At 49.7% G+C, this 23775-nt stretch carries 13 protein-coding genes; all 13 read right to left on the reverse strand.

The window, feature by feature from the left end:
- Window positions 1-34 precede the first annotated feature (34 nt).
- The 13 genes from IC229_RS23090 to IC229_RS23150 all read right to left on the reverse strand — a co-directional run bounded on the left by IC229_RS23090 (window position 35) and on the right by IC229_RS23150 (window position 23772).
- Window positions 35-4432 carry a beta strand repeat-containing protein gene (locus IC229_RS23090; protein ID WP_190889386.1) on the reverse strand — a complete coding sequence of 1466 codons (4398 nt, stop codon included), beginning with the start codon at window positions 4430-4432 and terminating at the stop codon, window positions 35-37.
- A gap of 107 nt (window positions 4433-4539) precedes the next feature.
- Entirely contained in the window at window positions 4540-4794 is a 255-nt protein-coding gene (locus IC229_RS23095) for a hypothetical protein (RefSeq protein ID WP_190889387.1), read from the reverse strand.
- Window positions 4795-4998: 204 nt separating this feature from the next.
- Window positions 4999-9126, reverse strand: coding sequence for a hybrid sensor histidine kinase/response regulator transcription factor (locus tag IC229_RS23100; protein WP_190889388.1), 4128 nt, complete (start codon window positions 9124-9126; stop codon window positions 4999-5001).
- A 197-nt stretch (window positions 9127-9323) separates the two neighbouring features.
- Entirely contained in the window at window positions 9324-9596 is a 273-nt protein-coding gene (locus tag IC229_RS23105; RefSeq protein ID WP_190889389.1) for a hypothetical protein, read from the reverse strand.
- A 523-nt stretch (window positions 9597-10119) separates the two neighbouring features.
- On the reverse strand, window positions 10120-10977 hold the full coding sequence (locus tag IC229_RS23110; RefSeq protein ID WP_190889390.1) for a phosphoenolpyruvate hydrolase family protein: 858 nt from the start codon (window positions 10975-10977) through the stop codon (window positions 10120-10122).
- Window positions 10978-10992: 15 nt separating this feature from the next.
- Window positions 10993-12210, reverse strand: coding sequence for a Tm-1-like ATP-binding domain-containing protein (locus IC229_RS23115; RefSeq protein WP_190889391.1), 1218 nt, complete (start codon window positions 12208-12210; stop codon window positions 10993-10995).
- A gap of 3 nt (window positions 12211-12213) precedes the next feature.
- Window positions 12214-13065, reverse strand: a complete 852-nt coding sequence (locus IC229_RS23120) for a sugar phosphate isomerase/epimerase family protein (RefSeq protein WP_223834152.1) — start codon at window positions 13063-13065, stop codon at window positions 12214-12216.
- Between the two features lie 113 nt (window positions 13066-13178).
- Entirely contained in the window at window positions 13179-14291 is a 1113-nt protein-coding gene (locus IC229_RS23125; RefSeq protein ID WP_190889392.1) for a Gfo/Idh/MocA family protein, read from the reverse strand.
- A gap of 134 nt (window positions 14292-14425) precedes the next feature.
- Window positions 14426-15160, reverse strand: a complete 735-nt coding sequence (locus IC229_RS23130) for a ThuA domain-containing protein (RefSeq protein WP_190889393.1) — start codon at window positions 15158-15160, stop codon at window positions 14426-14428.
- 12 nt (window positions 15161-15172) lie between these two features.
- The gene (locus tag IC229_RS23135) at window positions 15173-18754 is read right to left on the reverse strand and encodes a PVC-type heme-binding CxxCH protein (protein ID WP_190889394.1); all 3582 of its coding nucleotides are present in this window, start codon (window positions 18752-18754) and stop codon (window positions 15173-15175) included.
- A gap of 21 nt (window positions 18755-18775) precedes the next feature.
- The gene (locus tag IC229_RS23140) at window positions 18776-20857 is read right to left on the reverse strand and encodes a CehA/McbA family metallohydrolase domain-containing protein (protein ID WP_190889395.1); all 2082 of its coding nucleotides are present in this window, start codon (window positions 20855-20857) and stop codon (window positions 18776-18778) included.
- A gap of 205 nt (window positions 20858-21062) precedes the next feature.
- Window positions 21063-21791 carry a DUF3823 domain-containing protein gene (locus tag IC229_RS23145; RefSeq protein ID WP_190889396.1) on the reverse strand — a complete coding sequence of 243 codons (729 nt, stop codon included), beginning with the start codon at window positions 21789-21791 and terminating at the stop codon, window positions 21063-21065.
- 85 nt (window positions 21792-21876) lie between these two features.
- On the reverse strand, window positions 21877-23772 hold the full coding sequence (locus IC229_RS23150; protein WP_190889397.1) for a RagB/SusD family nutrient uptake outer membrane protein: 1896 nt from the start codon (window positions 23770-23772) through the stop codon (window positions 21877-21879).
- Window positions 23773-23775 lie beyond the last annotated feature (3 nt).

Genomic DNA, 23775 nt, shown 5'->3' on the forward strand with positions numbered 1-23775 from the left:
AAGTTGGATGGGTCAGTCGAAACGTAACGCGCCATTATTGCCCTAGTCGGACCTTACCACCAGTGCTAAAGGTTAATCGCCCCTGCGCTACGTAGCGGATACGCTGGCAGTTCACCATCGTGCTGGCGGGCACCGTAACCTGATGGGCAATCGTCACTACGTTATCCGCAGCCGGCACCTGATTGCAGGACCACGTAGCAGGATCATTCCAGCTCCCGTTTTTGACACTGGTTAGTAGATTCGACGGGCAGGGCTGATACTCATAAGCGCCCATGTCGATCCGGCCGTTTTCAAACCGGACATTACCCGCCAGATCGGTTAAACCCACCGTAGCGGTTGTGGTAGCAGGGTCGCCCGCGTCGATGGCAGGCGAATTAGCAGCCAGCATGACGTTGGCTGTGCTGGCAAAGGGCGATGTAGTGGTAGTAATGTTACCGGTTACACTCGTGTAACCCGTTGTCGAAGCATCGAATAAGGAGTAGCGAGCCGAAGGCGGTACCGTATTGGTGCTATTCCCGAACGTAGTATTCCCGAAAATAGAGGAAGCATAATTTCCGAAAAAGATGCAGTTGGTAAGCTGCGGAACGGAGGTTGTCTGAGTGCCTTCATTAAAAATGGCCCCACCCGAAAAAGCCGTGTTATCAAGGAAAGAGCAGTTAATGAGTACAGGACTATTGTTCGCAAAAAATCCCCCATTGTAGATGGCACCTCCCATGTTGGGGCCGGTATTTCGGATAAACGCGCAGTTGACTATCAGAGGGCTACACGACACGTCGGTTGTAGAGCTGTAGATGCCAGCACCCCGGTTGTTAGCATAATTGTCTACAAATACACAATTCCGAATTTGCAGGCTACTCTGCGACATACTGAGGCCACCTCCATTACCATCAACGATTGATGCGCCAAGGCCTCTGGCACCTGTGATGATAAACCCATCGAGGATTGTCGTATTTGCTAATCCAGTACCGACAAGGATGTGGTAGCTGTTATCCGTTGTAGTACTGGGATCGCCGATCTCGCCCGAGAGGATAGTGGTAAAACTGCCCGGATTTCGGTCTGTCATAGCAGGTGTGCCCGTAGCAGGAAAGCCCCCGTAAATCGCCACGCCACTCTTCAGCGAGAAACTAATGGTACGTGCCGTTGTGCTGGTTGGTTTATACGTACCTGCTCCGACCCAAACCTGCAAAACACCTGTCGCACTGATCTGACTCTGCAAATCGCCCGATGCATTGGCCCAACTGGTTCCGTCGCCATTGGCTCCTGCCCGAACGTAGCGGAGCGTGGGGGGAGGTACAGGAATCGTCAGTACGTAGGTTAAACCAATAGCCGTACACGTATTAGTATCACGGGCCATCACAACTAATGAAAAACTGCCGCTCTGGGTCGACGTACCGGAAAGTATGCCAGTTGTTGAGAGACTCAGACCGGATGGCAGGCTTCCACTGGCTAAACTGAAGCTGTATGGGCTTACGGTACCAGACGCCGTAAAGGTTTGACTGAACGTAGCACCGACTGTAGCCGTATTGACCGTCGGATTCGAAACCACGATCAGCGTTTTGCTGGTGATGGAAATGACTTGTGCATTGGCGCAACCCTGCGCATTCGTTGCGGATACGGTATACGTACCGGGCGTATTGATAACGGCCGTACCTGCCGACTGACTCTGGCTGATGATGCTTCCGCCCGTAAACGAATACGTGAATGGAGCACCGTTGTTGCCCACTGCGGTGAGCGTTAGGGAGGTTTGTTTGCAGGTCAGGGTGGTACTGGGGCTGGCCGATAACGTAACAGCAAATCCATTGCCCGCTGCCTGAAACTCAGCAGCTCCCATGTCCACTACGTTGCCAAAAATGCGGGGGTTACCGACCAGATCGGTTACGGGTAATGCTGTTGACGAATAGGGGCCGCTGAGAGCCGTCTGACTGGCTGGAGAACCCGCGTCGATGGCCGGAGCGCAAGAATTAAGTGCGATACCGGTGGTGCTCACAAAGGGCGAACTACTGGCACTGACATTTCCGGTTAGACTGGTGTATCCCGTCATCCCGACTTCAAACAGCGAGTAACGAGCCCGCACAAGACCACCATTATTGTATAAACCAGTAGCGCCCCCATTGTTGAAAAGAATGCAGTTGGTAATGGTAAGGCTAGTGCCATAGGTGGAGATGGCACCACCGTTGACTGTTGCCTGATTTCCCTGAAATGTACAGTTGATGAGGTCTGTAGCACCATTTTCATGATAAATACCACCACCGGCTGCCGCCGTATTACTCAAAAACGCGCAGTTCGTCACGAGTGGGCTGCTGTTATCCCCATTGTACATCCCCCCCCCGCTAAGTGGCGCGTAATTACCATCAAACCAGCAATTGCTTATCGTCGGGCTGCTGACAACATTAGCCATACCAGCTCCTACCGACTCAAACGTATTACCGCTCCTAGCATAACCACCCGTGATGGTGAAACCATCCAGTACAGCAGTCCTGTCTAGGTTGTTATTATAGATGACATGAAAACTGTTGTCAGTCGTGCTGGTCGGATCGCCAATTTCGCCCGACAGAATCGTTGGGTTATTCGCCGGGTTTCGCTGGCTGAGCGTAGTTTCGGTTCCGGCAAAACCACCGTAAATCGCCACGCCACTTTTCATCGAAAAACTTACGGTGCGGCTATCCTGACCTGTTGTACTTGTAGGTGTATACGTACCAGCCGCTACCCAGACCTGTTGTGCACCCGGTGTGTTAATCAGGGTTTGTATATCTCCCGATGCATCGGCCCAACTGCTGCCCGTGCCGCTGGCTCCTGCCTTTGCATACAGGGTGGGTTGCGGAGGGATGTAGACCGTTATCGGGAACGTTGATACGTTAGTCATACAGTTGTTGGCATCCTTTCCCTGCACATCAATCAAGAAATTACCACTTTGCGCAGGCGTACCTGAGAGCACACCGGCCGTTGACAGATTCAGACCGGATGGTACGTTGCCACCCACTATACTGAAACTATACGGACTAACGCCCCCACCCGATGCAGTAAAGGTCTGACTGAAGGGAACGCCCACAGTGGCTGTATTTACAGTTGGATTACTGACCACCGGAATCGTACTGACAATCGTTATTGAACTGGGATTGCTACAACCCACTGCGTTTGTTGCGGTTACCGAATAGATCCCCGCTACGTTAATCTGTGCGATTCCATCTGTTACGTTCTGATTGAGAATTCCGCCCCCGCCAGTCCGTGCGAACGTGTAGGAAAACGGGCCATTAGCACTGCCAGACGCTGTCAGTGTCAGGCTGGTAGCAGCGCAGGAGAGCGTAGTACTGGGGGCGCTGGTGAGTGAGAGGGCAAATCCGTTTCCCATCCCCTGATATTCCACGGCCCCCATATCGATCCGATCATTCGCATAGAAACGAGGATTTCCTGCCAAATCGGTGAGGCCAACCGTTGCCGACGTAGTGGTCGGATTGCCCGAATCGATAGCGAGTGTACAGTTGGTTAGGGCGACACTGCTTGTGCTCACAAAAGGAGTAACTCTGGTGGTGATGTTACCCGTTACGCTGGAATAACCCGTTACGGTAGCTTCGAACAAACAGTAACTGGCCGATACGTTACCACTAATGACACTACTGCCATTGCCAAACAATACGCTGTTAACTAAGGTAGTCGTGCCTATTATATTATAAATAGCCCCGCTGATAACTGCTGAATTGCCCTGAAAAGAACAGTTAGTCAGCGTCGGATTACTATTATTATTATATAGTGCCCCACCTACGGAGCTAGCCGTGTTGTTCAGAAACGCGCAGTTGATGAGGGATGGGTTACTGCTGCTTAGGTTATAAACCCCTCCGCCGTTAGTCGCGCTATTACCGATGAAAAGGCAGTTAACCACCTTCGGACCGCTGCCGGTATTGAACATTCCACCTCCAGTGGTTGTGTTATTGCTACTTCTACCGTTTGCCCGTCCACCCATAATGGTGAAGCCATCCAGCAGAGCCGTGTTGTTCACGCTTGTATTGCTGATGACGTGGTAACTGTTGTCGGTCGTGCTGGTTGGATCACCAATTTCACCCGAGAGAACGGTCGAATTACTACCTGTATTACGTTGTGTTAAGATCGTTTCCGTTCCTGCGAAGCCGCCGTAGATAGCGACTCCGTTCTTCATTGAAAAGCTGACAGTCCGGCTGTCGGGACCGGTTGTAGAGGTTGGTGTATACGTACCAGCCGCCACCCAAACCTGATCATTCGACGTACTGGCGTTGATCATGGTTTGTAAGTTTTCCGAAGCATTGACCCAGGACGTACCATCGCCGGTACCCGAAGCCGATGGTTTAACGTAGCGGATAGTCTGCGCCTGCGTCGTGAGACACAAACTCAGCAATGCCACGAGCGGCAAAGGCATCAGGAAACGTAACAAGCCTGAAAAAGTCGGTAAATAAAAATTCATAAACGGTATAGACTAAGGATTCACGTAGAAATTATTGGAGATAGCCAATCACTATCCCAGATCAATTGAGTGGAAAAAAGAGGAAGGGTGTAGGAAGCGGAAAGCCTTTACCGTTTGGTGAATACAATAAGCGCTACGTCCTGTCTCCCATCGGCATTGATACGTATGCTGGTGCGTGTGGGATCGGTGGTATACAACGTAACAGGCAAATTGTCGAATGCTGTTTTGCGCAGCGAAAAACCGATGGAGGCTGGATTGCCCTGAATGTCGGTTATGAACCAGGCTTTGGCGGTGCCATTGCCCATCGATAGAGATGGTCCGTTAAAGAGAGGTAAAATGAGCGGGTAGACGTAGTGTTTCATGACCAGAATGAGTAGGGACGCAGCCAATAAGGCTATCTGATTGACAGGCGTAAAATTGACTGTTAGTAGGCGCCCGGTGTTAACTCTCTTTCGTCAATCCTTTGCTCATTTTCGTCATCGTTACACTTTTAAGTGTTTTATAATAAAAAACAGACCAATTATTGGCCTATTTAATTTATTATTTTACAATATTAGTAACTTTAGTTAGTCTTTATTGGGTTGAATCAATGATTCATAAGCGGAGGGCAATACACCATATTTTTCCTGAAAAACGCGCGTGAAATACGACAAACTTTCAAAGCCTACCTGATAGGCTGCTTCCGAAACGCTCTCTCCCTGACGCAGTCGCTCAGCAGCCTGCTCCAGTCGAACAGTACGTATATACTCCACAGCGGGCTGGCCAGTCAGTGCTTTTAGTTTACGTACCAACTGGCTTTGGCTCATATTCATCTGCTGGCTAAAATCCTCCACGCCAAAGCTGCTATCGGCTATCCTCGACATCACTACAGTATTCGCTTTCTTTAAAAAGGCGTCTTCTTTCGGGGAGTGAACTGGCTCATTAATCGCTTCGTTTGCCACCTCAATTTTACCGCTATAATACTGCTGCAATCGGGCTTGCTTCTGAAGCAGATTACGTACCCGAACCGCAAGCTCCGACTGGTTGAAGGGCTTGGTCAGGTAATCGTCGGCACCCAGTTCAAATCCTTCGATGCGGTCTTCCACGGTTGCCTTCGCCGTCAGCATCACTACAGGAATGTGGCTGGTAACTTCCTGATTCTTCAGTAACCGACAAAAGCCAAGTCCGTCGAGACGGGGCATCATCAAGTCACAGATGATTATGTTGGGCAGAGTGGCCGTTGCTTTCTCAAGACCATCCAGTCCATCTTCGGCTTCAAGGATGCGATAGTCCGATTCAAATACGCTACGTACGTAAGCTCGAATGTCAGCGTTGTCATCGATAATGAGCAGCAAATTGTCGGAGGCCGGGGCTGGTGATAACGTATCGTTCAGAACTTCCTGAGGCACCGTACTACGTTCCATCGGTTCAGGCGATTGAATCTCCTCTCCTATCATTGGCTGCTCAACTCCAACAAGCGGCAGGCGAACGGTGAACGTCGTACCGACGCCTTCCGTACTCGCGACGGTGATTGTACCGCCCAGCACCTTTACCAGTTCGTTGACCAACGATAACCCGATACCCGTGCCTTCGTACATTCGATTCGCTTTACTATCGACCTGGTAGAAACGCTCAAATATGGCACCCAGATTAGCCGGGGCAATGCCAATACCGGTATCTTCTACGGTAATGACAAACTCGCCGGTTGCACCTATAGACGGGTAGTCGATACGTAGATGAACCTGTTTGTCAGCTGGCGTAAACTTGAAAGCGTTTGACAATAAATTGGTTACTATTTTTTCAATCTTGTCACGATCGAAACTAGCCCAAAGGTGAATATGTGGTTGCGTAAACGAGAACTGAATCTGTCGACTTTGCGCCAGCGAACTGAAGGAAGAGGCAAGCGTACTGAAGAACGTAGCGATGTTGCCCGGTTGAGGTTCTGCTTTAAGTTGATTGGCTTCCAGTTTGCTCAGGTCGAGGAGCTGGTTGATCAGACTAAGTAATCGATTACTGTTTTGCTGCATTAACGTAACAACCGGTTCCGTTAACGTAACGACCTTTTCGGTCCGAAACCGTTGCTTCAAATCCGTCAGTGGGCCCAGAATCAACGTCAGTGGAGTACGGAATTCATGGGAAATATTCGTAAAAAACTGCGTTTTCAACGTATCAAGCTCCGCCAGCCGACTGGCCTCTTTATGCTCAAAAGCTACCTGTTGTTGCAGCATCCACCGTTGTTTCTGGAATTGATACAACTGCCAGCCGATTATCAGTACAATACAGAAATACAGCAAATACGCCCACCAGCTGCGGTAAAACGGTGGATGAATTCGAATGGTCAGCGGAACGGATTTACTCCAGACGTCACCATTCGTCGAACCCTCAACTTCAAACGTATACGTACCACTGGGAAGTTGCGCATAGTTGGCGAAGCGATTGGTGCCAGCCTCTACCCAATCCTGATCGATCCCATCCAGCCGGTAGCGAAACTGATTTTTGGTCGAATTGGTGTAATCCATCAGGGCAAATTCCAGCGTCACCAAGTTTTGGGTATGCGACAAATCGAGCCGGTGCGATTGTTCGATGCTTTCTGGTAAAATGCCATCAGGAGTACCTACCGCAACGGCTTCATTATTGATTTTTAACCCGATGATATGAACCAGCGGAGTCGAACCGGACGTAGTAGCTGCTACGTCTTTTGGTCGAAAAGCCGTAAGCCCGTTTACGCCCCCAAAAAGTAGCTCGCCCGATGCCATTTTAAGAAACGAGCCCGTGTTGAATTCGTCGTCCTGAAGACCATCGGCTTTGGTATAATTCCGAAATTTAAGTGTTCGGGGGTTAAATTGAGTCAGTCCCCGATTGGTGCTCATCCAGAGGTTTTTAAACTCATCTGTCAAGATTCCATACACTACTTTATTGGGTAAGCCCTGCGCTTCGGTGAAATGCTGAAACTGCCCCGTCTGCTTATCGAGACGTTCCAGTCCACCGCCTTTTGTACTTACCCAGAGGAATTTTTCAGGCTGATCAGGATCGTCGATGGTGCTTGATACAAAATCGTTACTCAGGCTTTCGCGTTTGGAAACATCATTTTTATAAACCGAAAAAACTGGCTTTGTCTGTGGATGCTCGACCCGGATAAGACCGCTTTGCGTACCAATCCAGCCTGTACCGGCCTTGTCGAAATAAAGAGAATAGGTTTCGACTTCGGCAGCCTGTCGGGGCAACAGATGCTGATAAGATAATGTAGCAAAGGTTTCGGTGGTCGGGTCAAATCGAAGGAGTTTCCCATTCATCGCTCCAATCCAGAGATGCCCCGCTTTGTCTTCTCGGGTTTGGTTGCCGTAGAGACCAATAGCAGTGCCGGGCGGCAGCAAATACGTTTTTAATCGTTGCCAATTCTCCGAAAACTTCACGAACTGATGGGAAGCGGAATTGGTCTGGGATTTATTGACTGATGCCCAGAAAAAACCCCGACGATCCTGCATGAAATAATTTGCATGATCGTATTTAACCGTGCTGACATTATCCCGAAACGGAATCTTGATCCGACGATTACTGGAACGGTCTAATCGCCCAAAATCGAACTGATCCCGAACATACGTCTGCCCCTGTTTATCCTGAAATATGTACGAGAGTGAGCTACTCTGAAGGTAGGTCTTAAATTGCTTAATACGCGGACTGAATCGTCGCAGACCATATCCGCCCGTTCCCACCCAGATATTGCCGGTCTTATCGATGAGCAATTTAGAAACGGCAAAGACATTCGGCGGCATAATAGCAAATGCATTACGCGACGACAAGCTGTCCTGTGCAAAGAGCTGTTCAGGCGACATCAGCCACAAAAAGTCGGGCGTCGCTACGGCTATTGTCTGGTCATCTATAGCGGCTACATACACATTATAGTTTTTGATGGGCGGTAACCGGATGATCCTGTGTTTGCTCCCTTGCCAACCAATGAGCGTATCGGAACTGAATCCAAACCAGTAATCGGACCGGGCAGTTTTCGGCGTAATCTGAACCAGGGAAGCCATACTACCAAATTGGACGACTTGGGTGGCTCCTTTTGGATGCTGCCAGTTGAGCGAAAACAATCCTCTGGCGGCACTAACCATCGCTTTCCCATCAGGATGAAAGACAATATGCGTGGGCGCGTTTCGGATGTCGGCACCAAAAAAAGGGAATGAAAATCTGCTAAATTGAACCAGTCCAGTGGCATTCGCCTGATTGGGGTAGCCGGATTTAAGCGAATCAGATAGTGTAATTTTGACGAGTTTATTCTGACTGGTTCCCACCCAGATATTTCCCTCAAGGTCTTCGTTTAGTGAGATAATTTCGTAATTACCGGCGTCGGGTGATGCCGGGTCACTCATATCGATATGGTAGAATCGCTGCGTTCGGTCATCATATAGATTGAGACCCTGGTTTAACGTTCCTATCCATAGTCGCCCACGGCGATCCACTAATAAGGTTGAGCAGGCATTCGACGAGATACTATATTTATTATAGGCATCGTGGGTAAAAACAGTAAAATTGTAACCGTCATAGCGATTCAATCCATCTTTGGTAGCTGCCCATATAAATCCCTTCTGATCCTGTTTGAGATCATAGATCATACCTTGCGATAAGCCTTCGGATATGGTAATCTCCTGCCAGCCTTTGAGTTGTGCGTAGGCTGAAAATGACAGCAGACAGAAGAACAGGCAAAGAAGACGCATTCAACATATTTTTATCTGGAAAGGTACGTAAAATCGTGCCAATCTGGTTTTACAGTTGCGTTAAACGCGCTTAACCTGACAGCGAATAGGTTTCAAATTTCAATCCACCAACAGTCAGGTGAAAGTGGATAAATGAGTGAAGAAAGAGAATCGGCAATTCAGTAATTGCCCTGTAGCAGCCGGACGTTGGCTACAAATCATTTTGCCTGAGAAAGCGGGGCCGAATGGTATTTCTTACATTTTTTGGCTCGTTTACGACTTTTCACGCGCTCCTGACAAATGGCTACCGATACCAGCAGGAAGCAGCTTATTCCAAATAATGTAAATAAAACGTATTGTGCTGTTGCTAAACTTATCCCCAAAACGACTGGATCGGCTATTTTTTTAGCTCCCAAATAATAGGCCCATATCCCTCCGTTCACCCCCAGTAACAGTAAAAACAGGAACACTGCCAGAAATAGCCATTGCATAAAGTAGAGTTGGTTAAGCGCGAACGTAGTTGATTACTGATAAGAAACAGGGTAAAAGTAGTCAGGCAACGGATTGAGGAACCAACTGAAATCAATAACAAGTAGCGCTGAGTGCATAAATGGAGAGCGATTGGACTGTTTTACCGAATTGAACAATCGGCGCTACGTAGGTCGATATAGCCGCCGGATGGTTAGTTGGCATTGGACTACCCATATGAATTAACTTTCTCTGTAACAGGAGTAGTGGATGAGCCAACGTATTGCTGACCCTTTGATTAATTTCTATTTAACGTGAATTATGGTAGCTACTTTTTGTCATCCTGACGCAGGAAGGATCTTAAAATATCCTAACCTGAGAATAAAGACACGTTAAGATCCTTCCTGCGTCAGGATGACAAAAAACCAGCAAGACCCTATTAATCAATTAGTTAATTTTAGAATATCCCTAACTCACGTTCTGTACAAAAACAAGCCCAAACTTCGGGGGTTTGGGCTAATTTGCAAAAGTGCAACAGACAGTTTTCTACAGAGTGAGCGACTTGAATTTTCGGGTCAATTCTGTCAAAGATGCTTCTACACCCATACGTTCCAACGACGAAGCGCCTACAAAACCCTGTACGTTCGTTCGGTCGAGTACGATGCGCACATCGTCGGGCGTATTGATAGGACCGCCGTGCGCCAGGAAGAAGATGTCGGGATTAATTGCCTTTCCTGCGTCAATAATAGCTTGCGTTCGTTCGACAGCTTCATCCATCGAACAGCTTGCGTCCGTAACGCCGATTGACCCACCGATGGTTGTTCCGACGTGGGCAATAATTGCGTCGGCGCCTACCTCAGCCATTTGGCGGGCTTCGTCGGGCGTTGCTACGTATACGATGGAGAATAAATCCATTTTACTCGCCAGACGTACCATTTCAACTTCCTTATCGAAACCCATTCCGGTTTCCTCCAGCACCTGCCGGAAATGCCCGTCGACAATGCAATGCGTGGGGAAATTATTAACACCGGAGAACCCCATATCTTTCACTTTCAATAGATGATGCCACATCCGTCGGCGGGGATCAGAGCCGTGGACTCCACAAATCACCGGAATTTCTTCAACAACGGGCAGCACTTCAAACTCACCGATTTCCATCGCTACGGCATTGGCATCTCCATAGGCCATCAGACCCGCCGTAGAGCCATGACCCGACATGCGGAACCGCCCGGAGTTGTAAATAATAATCAGATCGGCACCCCCTTTCTCGATGAATTTGGCACTGATGCCCGTTCCGGCACCGGCGGCAATAATGGCTTTCTGGCAATTGAGCGTAGTCTGTAATCGCTCTCTGACTTCGGCTCTCGTATAGGGATTTCCTTTTCCCGTCCATTGATTCGGCATACGATACGTCTTGCTTTATTTTCTTTGTAATAATTCCAGTAAACTCGTCACCAGTACATCGGCAAACGCCGGGTCGTTGATGTGTGTGGGAGACTCAATCACTCGCACTCGTTCGGAAAGATTGCTTTTTATTGCGTCAAAAAGCAACTTGTTTACCTCAGGCTTGTAAAAATCATTCCCGACTGCGTCAATCTGCGAAACGCCGTTCAACGGCAAAACGACCGTTACGTCCGCTTTTGACCTATTCACTTTTTGGGCCAATAGCTTTCCTAACTGTTCATTCTCCAATTCGTTGGTTCGCAGGAGCGTTACGGTCGGTGTCCAATTGTACAGTTGTCGATGCAGGTAATGTGTCGGAACCGTGTCGGGCTGGCTGAAATTAACCATATCCAGGCATCCGGGAGCTACTACCTGTGGCAAACCCATTTGGGAAGCGGCCGTCAGTCGATCTGGTCCGGCACTGCAAACACCTCCGCATAACTCATCGGCCAGTTCGGTGGTCGTTACGTCCAGCACAGCGTCGAAATGGCCTTCTGCGATCAGGCTTTCCATAGCTCGACCACCTAGACCGTTAGCATGAAAGGCGATCACTTCATAGCCTAGTTTTTCAAGACGTTCTGTGCAGTGGCTCACGCAGGCCGTTGTGTTGCCAAACATACTAATGGCAATTCGCCCTGCCGATTTATGATACGTTGTCGGCGTTACGTTAGCCATCGCGCAAATGGTCGCAGCTGCCTGTTCAATCAAAGGACGAAGCATTCCATTCAGGCCCGCTACGTCCACTACCGAAGCCATTAGCGTTACGTCTTTCGTGCCAACCTGCCGGGTTAAATCCTTGCCAGTCATTGTAGACAGACAAAGTTTGGGTATCCCGAACGGAATGGGTTGCATGGCTGCAAGCGCCACGAACGTACCGCCCCCACCCCCCATTCCGATTGCACCCTTCACCCGATCCGAACGTACCAACTGCGTTACGATGGAGGCCGCCCCCGTTCCTATGACCTCAATGGCTCGTCCACGGTCGCGACTTGTGCGGAGTCGAGCCAGCGAATCGTTAGCAGCTTCGGCAACGACTTCCGCATCGTAATCGATTGGGAAATCGACCGCCGTTTCCATCATGCCCGTATTGATTGTCAGGACGGATTCACCTCTCGCCAATAGGCAATCCCGCAAAAAGGCAAAGGCTGGGCCCTTGGTATCGAAACAACCGATAATGATGATGGATTTTTGCATACACTACCGAAAGAGCGATTTGTAGAAATCTAATCCTTCGCTGGCCAGTTCGTCGGGACTATTTGCCAGCGGCCGCCAGATAGACGCAGCTCTGGCAAGTTCTTCGGAAGGAGCGCCAAAGGTTTCGATGACGATAGCTCCGTCGTAACCGATGTCGAACAGGGCTTCTTTGATTCCGGACCAATCAACATTACCAGTACCGGGCGTCCCTCGATCGCTTTCGTTCCCCTGCACATGACACAGTAACTCTTTTCCAATGGCCCGAATGGTGGCCGGAATGCTTTTCTCTTCAATGTTATTGTGGAACGTATCGAGCGAGATTTTGAGAAACGGATGACCCACCTCACGCACCAGCGACAATGCCTGCTCGGCCGTATTGACCATGTCGGTTTCGAAGCGATTGAGCGGTTCTAACCCAATGACTACGCCACACTGTTTGGCTACTTCAGCCGCTTCGTGCAGGTTTTCGATACACCAGTTTCGTTCCTGTTGCTTGCGTTCGGCAGAAACAAGGCGTGTTTTTCCCACCGCTGAATAAACCGGTCCCGTAAAGATGGGACTTTCCATCGCTTCGGCCAGATGCAGGCAATCCACGATATACGAAAGGCCATTTTTGCGGATGGCAGCATCGTCGCTGGATAGGTCGCGGTTTGGACCGAATGCGCCACTGATGGTAATTTTCAGCCCTGTTTCACGAGCCAGTTTTTTGAGTTTTGCCCAGTCGATAAGGTCTTTGTCTTCAACCGCTACTTCGATAATATCGTAGCCCATGTCGGCCACTTTGTAAAGCAGGTCGAATGAATTCGTGGAGAACGGGGATACCCAGATGAACGTACTGGCGCCAAATTGAATCATAGATGTTCTGCGAAGTTTTTGTCATTCTGAGGTACGAAGAATCTTAAGGCGTCCTTATTTGTGAGTTGGGACGCCTTAAGATTCTTCGTACCTCAGGATGACAAAAAAGTAGTCTAATACGTTGGGATGGTGATACGTTCCCCGCCTTTCATCGCCGATTCGTGAGCACAGATACCGGCGAGGGTGTAATTGGCGGCTAATTCGGCATCGACAGCCGAGTTACGACCTTCGATGATGGCGGCCATAAATTCCTGCACCAGATGCGGGTGTGATCCGCCGTGACCGGCTCCCTGCAAAAACGATACGTGGTTGGGGTCGTCGATTTTTTCGCGCTTCGTGAAGTGCTTGATCGGGTCGATGAGCAACTCGTCGGTATCCGGTACGTTGATACGTTTGGCATTCTCACCCCCGTCGAAAATAACGTGTTCTTCATCCTGCAACTGCTCCCATTCGAACGACATTTTGGTGCCATACACGTCATAACTTTCCCGGTATTGCCTTACTACGTCGAATAGCGAGCGGGTGGCTTCGGCAATTACGTCGGAGTTTTTGAGCGTGAACGTAGCAGTCTCTACAGCAAAAGGCGATCCGTAGCGGCTGGACAAATCGTCGCTCAACCGCCCTGACCCGTGGCAGACGACGGTTTCGGCCGTTGTGTTGTTGATACGTAGCAGTGGAGAAATAGCATGCGTTCCGTTGAGCATCGGCGGGTATCCTTTCCAGTATTCGCCCCAGCCTTCCATACTCATGTCCTGAATATGCGATCCCCGAACAAACTGAATACGTCCTAATTCGCCGGTTTCGGCTAAATTCAGACCATAGAGGAATTCGCGCGTATAGAGGGCCGTTTCCATCATCATGTATACCTTGCCGCTACGTCGTTTGGCTTCCACAATTGCCTGGCAATCTTCCTTGGTCATCGCCATCGGGATGGTGCAGGCGGTGTGTTTGTTGGCGTTGAGCGAAGCCAGCGTCATACGGGCATGGTCAGGAACGGGTGTCACTACGTGAATGGCATCGACATCGTCGCGACCGGGTATATCCTCAAAATGCTCAAAGCAAAGCTCTGGATCAAGGTTGTATTTCGTTCTGAGCTCCTCAAGTGTTTTGGGGTTGCGGGTACAGATGCCCACTTTGTTAATATTAGGATGTTGCAAGTAAATGGGAATGAACTCCTTGCCAAAGCCCATGCCAACAATGACAACGGTAATTTTCTGGTCACTCATGATACTTAGTTTGATTTTCAATAGAGTTATTATGAATCAGTTTGTCTTACCCCTAAATCCCCTAAAGGGGACTTTGTCCACTCGCGAGCCAAGTCCCCTTTAGGGGATTTAGGGGGAGGATCACGTTAACTATTCTATCTCCTTCCTGCCCACGCCACAGAATTTCGCAGCAATGTCTGATAAACAGGCAAATTATGCGACTCGGCATCGTGGCCTAGCGCTAGCCCGACGATACGTGCTTTCGGATGCTTCACGATGAACACCGATGGATAAACCGGGTCAGAAGGGGTTAAGCTCGAACTGGCCAGCACCATAATGCCCGGTCCGGCAGGATCGGGAATATAGTAGTAGCGTTCGTCTTTCAGGCTGAATTTTTGTTCTACTCCTTTCGTAATCGGGTGGTTTGTGTCGGTCACTGTTACGTCGAAAGTGCCATACTTGTCGTGTTTTCGGGTTCCGCCACTGACGAGGTTCAGGTTGTATTCAGGCCAGTCTTTCCAGTTATACCACATAGCCGCGTGGGCAATCAGTAAACCCTTGCCCGCGTTGGCGTGATCCATAATAGCCTGACGTACTGCTGGATTCGTAATTGGCCGGTTGTTACTCAGGTACAATACGTCGGTCTGAGGCAGATAAGTCAGCATGGAATCAGGATCGCCTACGTAGTTGACAGTAGCGAAACCATCGCGGCTCAGCGTCTGGCCATCTACGTTGCGGTACCACATTCCGAAATTATGCGACGTACCACCGCCTACCACCAGCACGCGGATAGGTTTACCAGCTTTGGCGGTGGCGTTTGAACTCGTTTTGCAGCGAGTAAGGGAAATAAAGAGCGTTGGTAGCAGGAGATAAATTATAAATCGATACATGGTATAAGTTGGTTATCGAACGTTCGTTGATTCACTTCCTTTTTCGACGCGCATAACGCCCCGCATGATGCTCCAGTGGCCGGGAAATGTACAGATAAATGGATAATCGCCGGGTTTGGCTGGAGCCACAAATTCCAGTGTGTACGATTCGCCTGGATTGACCAAAATACTGGACGCTATTACTTCCGGCAATTGTGGAACGTAGTGTTTTTCAACACTTTTCGGATCCTGCGCCATTTTATCAGCAGCTTTTCCAACTTTCTCGGCCGTTCCAGTTTTGCAGATTACGATGTTATGCTGCATAATGTCCGGGTTTTCGAGTGTCAGTACGACGGGCTGCCCCGCACGGACGGTAAACAGTTTCGTGTCGTATTTCATCTGCTCTTCCACGACCTTGATCGTCACTACCGTTGCCTTGTCTGAAATTGGCTTTTTAGGAGTCGCTTGCTGGAATTCGCCAGTTGGGTTACGTATTTCCAACGTAGCGTTCTGCATATTTCCGACAAAATCGAAGGACGATGTAGTTTCATAACCACTCGCATAGGTTCCCATCGAGTTTTCATTGGTAAAATCACGTTGTACCCGAATGCTACCCGTCAGCGGTTTCGTAAACAGCGAAGGTGCTTTCCCTTTAGCGGCTTCCTGTCCGTTTACAAATAGCACCATCTCGCCGTTGTTCAGCAGTCGGCCTTCAAACTCGAAATTGTCTGGTAGTGCTTCCTTGGTGCTGGCCGAATAAACCTGTCCATCTTGTTTCACCACCATCGTCAGGTGGCCATCTTTTATGTACAGTCCATAACCGCCATCCTTTCCCCCTTGCCCCATAATGAATCCTTCCAGGTTGCGAAATCCTTTAGCCGCTGAACCTTTCACGATAATCTCTTTACCTGTTACGTCGGGAGGTATGGCGATGACAGCCCGTCGTTGCAGTGCATAAACCTCCTTATTGATACCCGCCAGCAACCGGCTCGCCAGCGAATTTTCTACAGCGGGAGTTGCTTTAGCAGCTTCGGCCAGAAAACCAGCTCGGTGAACAGCAGCAGCGGCAAATAAGGCGCGTCCAAGCCATTCGTCCGTATCGTTTTCGGGACGTAGCGAAGCCCGGTAGAGCGCGGCCCCGAGAGTTTCGGATGCAGGCATCTGCACCATTGCCAACGTAGCGGCCATTCGAACGTTCAGATTTGGATCGTCCAGTAACCCCACTTTCTGAAGAATGTCCAACGTATGGCTTGTTGCGGGAAGCACCTCAATGGCGGCTTTACGTACCCCGGCGGCTTTGTGCGTCAACGCTTTGGATGCTGCCTGAATCGCTTCGGGATTACCCCCCGTTAATGCCCCCAGACCGTGTAGAGTCCACAGAGCGTGAACGGCGGGGCTGTTCAGACCGATTTCGTCTACCTCAGGATTCGCGATGATTTTGTAAAGTTCAGGAATCAGGGACGGGTTTTTCGATTCAACAATCAGGCGTTGCGCGTTCATTCGCCAGAACATATTGTCGCTTTTGAGAGCGGCAATTAGCCCAACTGGTTCGTTTTTCGACAACGTAATGGGCTGGTACGGCTTCGCTTTTTTGTAAACGATGCGGTAGATACGTCCAAAATTAATGTCGCGCATCGGGCTGTTGAAGGCGTTTCCCTGCCCTTTTGGCTGATCTTTGAACGGCAACACCATTTCTGACGGAGCCTGCCGCTCCACAAATACGTTGTGCTGGATGATAAAGTTGTACCAATCGGCTACCCACAATGCGCCATCGGGACCAACTTCTGCCTGCACAGGACCAACCCACTCATCGGTACTGGCAAGCATATTCCAACCGTCCTGCTCGGCAAAACCGGCCCCCTTTGGCTCAATAATGGCATTGTGAATCAGCCGAACGGTTGGTTCACACACAAACGCCACCCGATTCCAGTATGATTTTGGGAAGTTGCGGGCGGTGTAAAAATGGTGCCCCGCTGCCGACGTAAAGCCGCCCACTACGTCCACCTGCCGCAGATTAGGGGTCATAGTGTGCACATCGTAATGCCCATCAATTTTTTGGACCGCCTGTAACGTAGCACCCGGCAGGTTACGTTGCATGTAGCGGGCTGGCATCGAATAAAATGCGCTGTGGGTGTTGTTAGCAGTGGAAATAAATACGTTGTTATCTTCCGTAAAACCCAGCCCCCAGGTGTTGTTGCTCGTATTCGCCAGAAAATCGAACCCGGTTCCGTCGGGGTTCACGTTATAAACGCCGGTTCTGAAATTCAGCGATAGACCATCTTTGGTAGTGCCGCTGTAGCCGGAGCCAACCACCCCCCAAATCTTATTATTGAAGCCGTATTGCAGATTCGAAGGGCCAAAGTGGGTATCGTTTTTATCCCACCCGCTCATGATATTCTCCCGAACGTCGGCCTTATCGTCACCGTTGGTGTCTTTCAGGAAAACGAAGTGCGGAGCCATCGACACCACTACGCCCCCGTTGGCAAATACCATGCTCGTCGGGATGTTTAGCTTGTCGGCGAAGATGGTGAACTTGTCGGCCTTTCCATCGCCATTAGTGTCTTCGCAAATTTTGATGCGATCGTTGGCGGCACCGTCGGTTTCCAGAAACGTATTCGGATAATCGACTGATTCCACAATCCAGAGCCGCCCTCGTTCATCCCACGACATGGCAATGGGATTTGTAATATCTGGCTCAGAAGCAAACAATTGAATGTCGAAATCAGCCGGCACCTGCATCAATTTTTTAGACTCCTCGGGTTTTAAAGCCACCTGCATGGCCGGAACGCGGTGCCGCTTGGTGTAGTCGTCAATGGCAATATTTGCCGATTCGTAAATATCTACGTTCGGAATCGCCAGTTTAGCGATCTGTTTGGTTACCGGCTCACCGATAGCCCATAACACCCCCCGATTCACCAGTTCGCGGAAACCGGGATTTGTCCAGGTACTATCGTTATGGCCGTAGGCGGTGTAAAAAACCCGTCCTTTTCCCTGTTTACGTACCCACGTGTAAGGTTCCTGCCGGTCGCCGTCCTGCCGGGTCGTCAAAACGGTCATGTCGGGATTAAGCCGCTGGTGTATGTACGTTTCATCCCAGGACGTAGTGAAAGGCGTTAAACCCTGCATAACCGGGTGATTTTTAGCGACAATATTCTCTAAAATCGGCCCCGACTTATGCGACTTAAATTGCCCACCGATGGTCGTGATGTACCAATCCGAGTTTTTGAAACAGCCTGAGGCTGAATGCAGCGGAATTAACCCCTTGCCACCCTCTACAAAAGCTTTTAAAGCGGCTTCCTGAGCGGGCGGGAGGCTGTCGTGATTAGCATAGATAATCAGCCCGTCGTATTTAGCCAGATTTTCGGAATTGAGGTCATTTACATTGACAGAGTAAGTGAGATTCACGCCTTTTTTAAAGAGCGAAATAGCGAGCCAGGGAGCGTATTTTCCTGAATTATGGTGCTTGCTCCGGTTGCCTAGAAACAGCACTTCGCCCCGGCGAGCAGTTGTTTCGGTAGTACGATTCTGCCCCGAACTCATTCCCGTCTGGGCAGTTCTCGTGCAGCCCTGATATAACCCGAGGGTTATCAGGAGAGTAAAAATTGGCACTTTCATAGAGTAAGGGTTGAGTGATTGTTATCGGTTTTCGAGCCAGACCTGCTGGGTAAAAGCGCCGTTAACGGCGGCATCCCAGACTTCAACCCGGACCCACGTTCGGTTTTTAAGATTAGTGTCGAATCGGTACGTTTTTTTGCCGAAAGGCAACGTACTGGTTAAGTCGATACGTTCGCGATAGGTCTGTTTGCCGTCGCCGGAAACAATTTCGGCGAACGTGAGCGGGAAGGTCCAGTTTACGTCCAGATTGATGGTTGCTTTTCCATCGGGGGGCAACGTAGCAGTTTCGCCCGCTCCCCTGCCGTTCACAGAGAAGGCAGGCAGCATGACTTCGCCCGTCGTTACGAAAAACTTACCCTGTTTCATTACGTCCAGAACCGGTTGCCAGCCTGCATTGTAGTCCGGCAACTTGTCCATTTGCAGGTAGTTGACGTTGAGGTGGGCATAGGTTTCGTTTTCGGGTTCCATCGTAAAAATGTCCGATTCGGCGATAGCATGTTTTTTATGCCCCCAGTTCGAGTAATCGTCCAGCAAATCGAGTACCCGGCGGCTCAGTCGCGGTTCCGATAGATCGGCAGGGATATTCTTCCAGGCTGCTCCGAAAAAATGGGCCGACTTAAAAAAGTCTTCTTCCTTGTATTTATCGGGGTACCCCGTTGAACCTTTGGTGCGGGCATGAGCCACCCAGGCCAGACCATTTTCAGCCTCCAGAAGCTTGAGCATATCGTTCTTATCCGCAATCCGATAGACCTTCCCGTAGCCGGGTTCATTTGTCACAAACGGCATTTCGGATTTGCGCGACATAATCCAGTACACATCCTTTGGAAAGAAAGAGAGCCAGTGCCCGCCGAAAAAATTGTTGGGCTCTTCGCCGGGTAGCAACAGAAAGTCGCTGCCCGACAGCCGTTTACATTGTTCATGGAGGGCCTTTAATTCACGTAACCGCAAACTGTCAGGACCTTTTGGGTGGCCGGGACCGTGAAACTCAGCTAGATGAACAATATTGACGCCGTGGTCCTTGAACACCTTCACGAAATTGGGCACTTCCGGTATGGGCTTACCCGCCAGCACTACTTTCATGGTGAATTCATTATGAAAGTGGCTCGACATCGTTTTGTAGCCCGGCACCACCGGGTACTTGTCGTTGTGGGTGAATCGCTTCACTTCGGCCAGCGTTTCGGCGGGTTTGTCGGTACTGAGCAGACAAAAAAAGTTGAGCCGTTGTTGGGTGCCGGGAGGGGCATTAACCCACGGAACCCAGCGCTTGTCGCCCATTAAATCCTGCCGAATGCCAATGCCAAACTCAGGCACGAGACTTCGGTAGCCCGTTCCGTACCATGTAAAATCGAGATTATAGGCTTCATCTAACGGATAAAAATACTGGTGCGGAGCGGGGAAAACGGCCAATGTTCCATTAGGACCATTACCCATAATCGTCCGGTATTTTACAGCCTGTGCCTTGTTAGGAGCCGTCGGATTGAGCGGAGACTCCTGCATTTTGTTGTCGGTATCTGACCAGGCTAACGTAGTCCAGTTTGGCTTTTTACTTACCAAACCTGCGTCGTAGAGAATGGCCGTTGAGTCAACCTGCGTTGCCATGACAGCTGCTACGTTGAATAGTGGACTTCCCTGATATACGGTGATTTCAACGGCACCCCGAAAACGGTCGGCTTCGGTATCACCAATACGTAGCACGGTTCGCGTGCCAACGGTACTGACGCTTGCTGATCGTTTGCTCAGTTGAACGGCGTATGCTTTGCTGGGCAGTCGGTTGGTTTTGTCGAAAAAGATGTTCCAACCGTTTTGCGACACTAAATCCCGTTTACCGATGGTCAGCACAAAGGCCGGGTTCATGTCGGTGGCAATTTCACTGAACTTCCCGCCCTTCGAGAGTTGAATGTGGCTGAACAGCGGTTTATCTGAAGCCAGACTAACCACGAGCCGCCCCATCTCCTTGCCCGCAGCTGGCCAGGTCAGCACTACGTCGCTACCCTGCTGCGACACAGTAGTGGGACTTTTGGTGTATTTCGACAAATCGACCTTCACTTGAGCGTGAGCGGCTACTGAGCACAGAAACGTAAGCAGGGGAAAAAGTTTTCTCATTGAGCAGAGTCTGTTTGTAAGTGAATGAATAATGTAGGATGAATAATGACAGGAATCCTGATTATTAGCGCATTAATTACTCATTCTACAGTTTACATTATCCATTAGATCTGGAACACTAAGCACAAAGGGTCACCACTTTTACAAGCTGACGATACGTTCATCAGGTGACCCTCTGCAGCTTAGTAATCAATCACCAACCTAATTAAAGATCTATTTTCTGCACGGGGGTATAAATCATATCTTCTACGCCTGAAATTTTCAGGCCAATACGTGCATATACATACGCCTGTGCAGGAACCAGCGCGGGTAAGTCGGCGGTAGTCAGGCTTACGTTGGCGATGTCTTTAATATCGGCACCCGCCAAATCTGCTTTGTTCAAACTATTACCCGCATCAACAAACTGTGTCCTGTTGACGTATAAAGAGACGCGTTCAACAGCCTTACCGTTAGTGGCATCGGTAATTACTTTTTCCAGCGAAACACTACCCGATACTTTCCGGCCACTAAGCGACATTTTGGGGTTCCGAAGCATGTAATAAGGCATCACTTCGATGTCTAATTTCTGGCTCCCCTGAACGGTAACATTCAGACTGTCGGGCGTATTAGAGGCTGTTCTTTTCCAGAGGAAAGGTCCCTGCCCGTTGGGAACGATCAGTTTGTATTCTCCGTCAAAAAGCAGCGATGAGAACGTACCATCCTGCTTGATTGGAATCCGGATAGAACTGCGGTTGTTGTAGGCTTTCTGCCAGAGTTCCAGAAAAACCGGAAAATCGGAGTTGTTGCCCACTGCTACGTTCGCGCTCTGCATGAGCAAAGGCTCGCCTTTATAAACAAGCCGCCCTTCGAACGTAGATTTGGGCGGTTCGAAGTTATCGTAGGCACACCCGGTGAGGGTGAGGAAGGTTGCGATTAATAAAATGTATGTCTTCATCTTTTTAAAGAGTGAAAGTGCGAATGAGTGAAAGAGTGAACGGCTGGCGCAGAACTTTCGCTCTTGCGCTCTTTCATTCTTTTACTTATTGGTTAGGATTTCGGAGAATCGTCGGATTGTTGTTGATAATCCCGTCATTGATACGTGCGTAATAGTTACCCAGCCGGAAAATGTGGCTTTGCGTTACCCGACCCGACAGCACTTTGCGGTACACCCACTTATTATGATTCGGTCCGCCGGGATCGTAGATTTTGTACGGCCACAAACTAAATACCCGTGTGCTCGGCTCGGTGGCTTTACCCGGTAACGTAGTCAGGTCGGAGTTACTGCCATCCCACACGACGTGAGCAAGCCGCCACCGCTTCATATCCCATAAAATGTGATTTTCAAAGGACAGCTCCACTTTGCGCTCGTGAACAATCCGGTCGAACGTGATTTCAGAAGGAGTTAACGCTTTCGTGAGTCCTGCCCGGTCGCGCACCTGCTTCATATAGCCGGCAGCTAACGCATTCTGACCCAGTTCAAAGGCCGCTTCGGCAGCATTGAGCAGCACTTCAGCGTAGCGATAGCGCACGTTCCAGACCTCGCTCATCGTACCAATCTGCCCCGAACCAGTAACGGGGTCGTTATATTTCCGCATGTAAAATCCACTCTGCGCTGAGCCATCGTACCCTTCAATCGGTCCCGATAAACCCACTACCTGCACCGACGCACCGTTAACCATCTTGAGTTGACCCAGTTGATCTCCCGACAGGATGCTGCCGTTGCCCAAAATCAGTCCGGCAAAGATGTCGATGGAGCGGTTTTTGAAAAGATCTCCCGGCACTAGTACCGTTCCCCGAAGCCGCGCATCGCGTCCGGCAAAGAGATCTTCGGGTTTATCGTAGTAGATATAGTCCGTAGCAGCACCCTTGTTAATAGGCAGTGGCGCGAACGTATTATCTAACTTCTCGAACGACTGCACAAGGTTAAGCGACGGATTCAGCCGACCACCCCGTTCGCCTTCTTCCGTAACAGCGCGTGGTTGATTATCTAATGCAAACGAGTGGACTTTACCACTTTGCAGTTTGTAATCTTCCACAAAAATTACTTCCGGATTATTCGCTTTGTCCAGGAAAATGTTGGCGAAATTGGTTGACAGATCAGGCGCTTTCTGGTAAAGTGAATATTGCCCGGAGTTAATCAATTCCTGAGCCGCTTCCAATGCTGTCTGGTAATACCCATTTGCTCTTGCCACTGGAATGCCCACTTCGCCACCGGGTAACGTAACAGTCGGCGTATTGACACCGTATTTGGCGATGGAAGCCGCATACAGCGCTGCCCGGGATTTAGCGGCCAAAGCCAGTCCGTACGTAGCACGCGATTTTTCGTTGGGCGTTTTGGGAAGAATGGATTTGATCGCTTCAAACTCGCTGATAACGTAGTCGTAAATCTCCGACTCCTTAGCACGAGGTTTGCGGAGGTAAGCTGCATTGCCGCTGTAATCGTAGGTGAGCGACTCCGTGATGAGCGGCACTCCGCCCAGGCGCCTGACCAACTCAAAATAGACATTGGCCCGCAGGAACCGACCTTCGGCTACAAATCGTGCTTTGTCAGCCGCGCTTAGTTTAGTAGCGGCATTGACCCGCTCGATGAACAGGTTAATTTCACGGATGTAACCATAATCCCAATACGTTACTTCAGGATTATTTATGCCGGGAAACACATAATCGTATTCCCGGGTCTGGTGACGTGGGTAATCGCCCGAAGAAAAGGCTTCATCAAAAAGCGCAAAAATGCTGATCGTACCAGTGCCGGGCTCCTGAAAATCAGGAATGCGGTTGTATAGTTCCGTTGCTGCCGACAATACCAGTCGTGGGTCGCCATAGACCTCATCAATCAGGAGAATGTTGGTTGATTTGATATTCAGAAATTCGGAATCATTCTTGCAACCGGTCGTCAGCGAAAAGAGGACGGCAAGTGAGAAAATATATTTTTTCATGAC

It is taken from the genome of Spirosoma profusum (genome assembly GCF_014699005.1).
GTDB lineage: Bacteria > Bacteroidota > Bacteroidia > Cytophagales > Spirosomataceae > Spirosoma > Spirosoma profusum.

What these genes read in the sequence shown, in the direction of transcription:
- IC229_RS23120 (WP_223834152.1), bottom strand. Translation starts at nt 13,065, where the DNA reads ATGATTCAATTTGGCGCCAGTACGTTCATCTGGGTATCCCCGTTCTCC.
- IC229_RS23095 (WP_190889387.1), bottom strand. Translation starts at nt 4,794, where the DNA reads ATGAAACACTACGTCTACCCGCTCATTTTACCTCTCTTTAACGGACCA.
- IC229_RS23105 (WP_190889389.1), bottom strand. Translation starts at nt 9,596, where the DNA reads ATGCAATGGCTATTTCTGGCAGTGTTCCTGTTTTTACTGTTACTGGGG.
- IC229_RS23115 (WP_190889391.1), bottom strand. Translation starts at nt 12,210, where the DNA reads ATGCAAAAATCCATCATCATTATCGGTTGTTTCGATACCAAGGGCCCA.
- IC229_RS23110 (WP_190889390.1), bottom strand. Translation starts at nt 10,977, where the DNA reads ATGCCGAATCAATGGACGGGAAAAGGAAATCCCTATACGAGAGCCGAA.
- IC229_RS23125 (WP_190889392.1), bottom strand. Translation starts at nt 14,291, where the DNA reads ATGAGTGACCAGAAAATTACCGTTGTCATTGTTGGCATGGGCTTTGGC.
- IC229_RS23135 (WP_190889394.1), bottom strand. Translation starts at nt 18,754, where the DNA reads ATGAAAGTGCCAATTTTTACTCTCCTGATAACCCTCGGGTTATATCAG.
- IC229_RS23100 (WP_190889388.1), bottom strand. Translation starts at nt 9,126, where the DNA reads ATGCGTCTTCTTTGCCTGTTCTTCTGTCTGCTGTCATTTTCAGCCTAC.
- IC229_RS23090 (WP_190889386.1), bottom strand. Translation starts at nt 4,432, where the DNA reads ATGAATTTTTATTTACCGACTTTTTCAGGCTTGTTACGTTTCCTGATG.
- IC229_RS23150 (WP_190889397.1), bottom strand. Translation starts at nt 23,772, where the DNA reads ATGAAAAAATATATTTTCTCACTTGCCGTCCTCTTTTCGCTGACGACC.
- IC229_RS23140 (WP_190889395.1), bottom strand. Translation starts at nt 20,857, where the DNA reads ATGAGAAAACTTTTTCCCCTGCTTACGTTTCTGTGCTCAGTAGCCGCT.
- IC229_RS23130 (WP_190889393.1), bottom strand. Translation starts at nt 15,160, where the DNA reads ATGTATCGATTTATAATTTATCTCCTGCTACCAACGCTCTTTATTTCC.
- IC229_RS23145 (WP_190889396.1), bottom strand. Translation starts at nt 21,791, where the DNA reads ATGAAGACATACATTTTATTAATCGCAACCTTCCTCACCCTCACCGGG.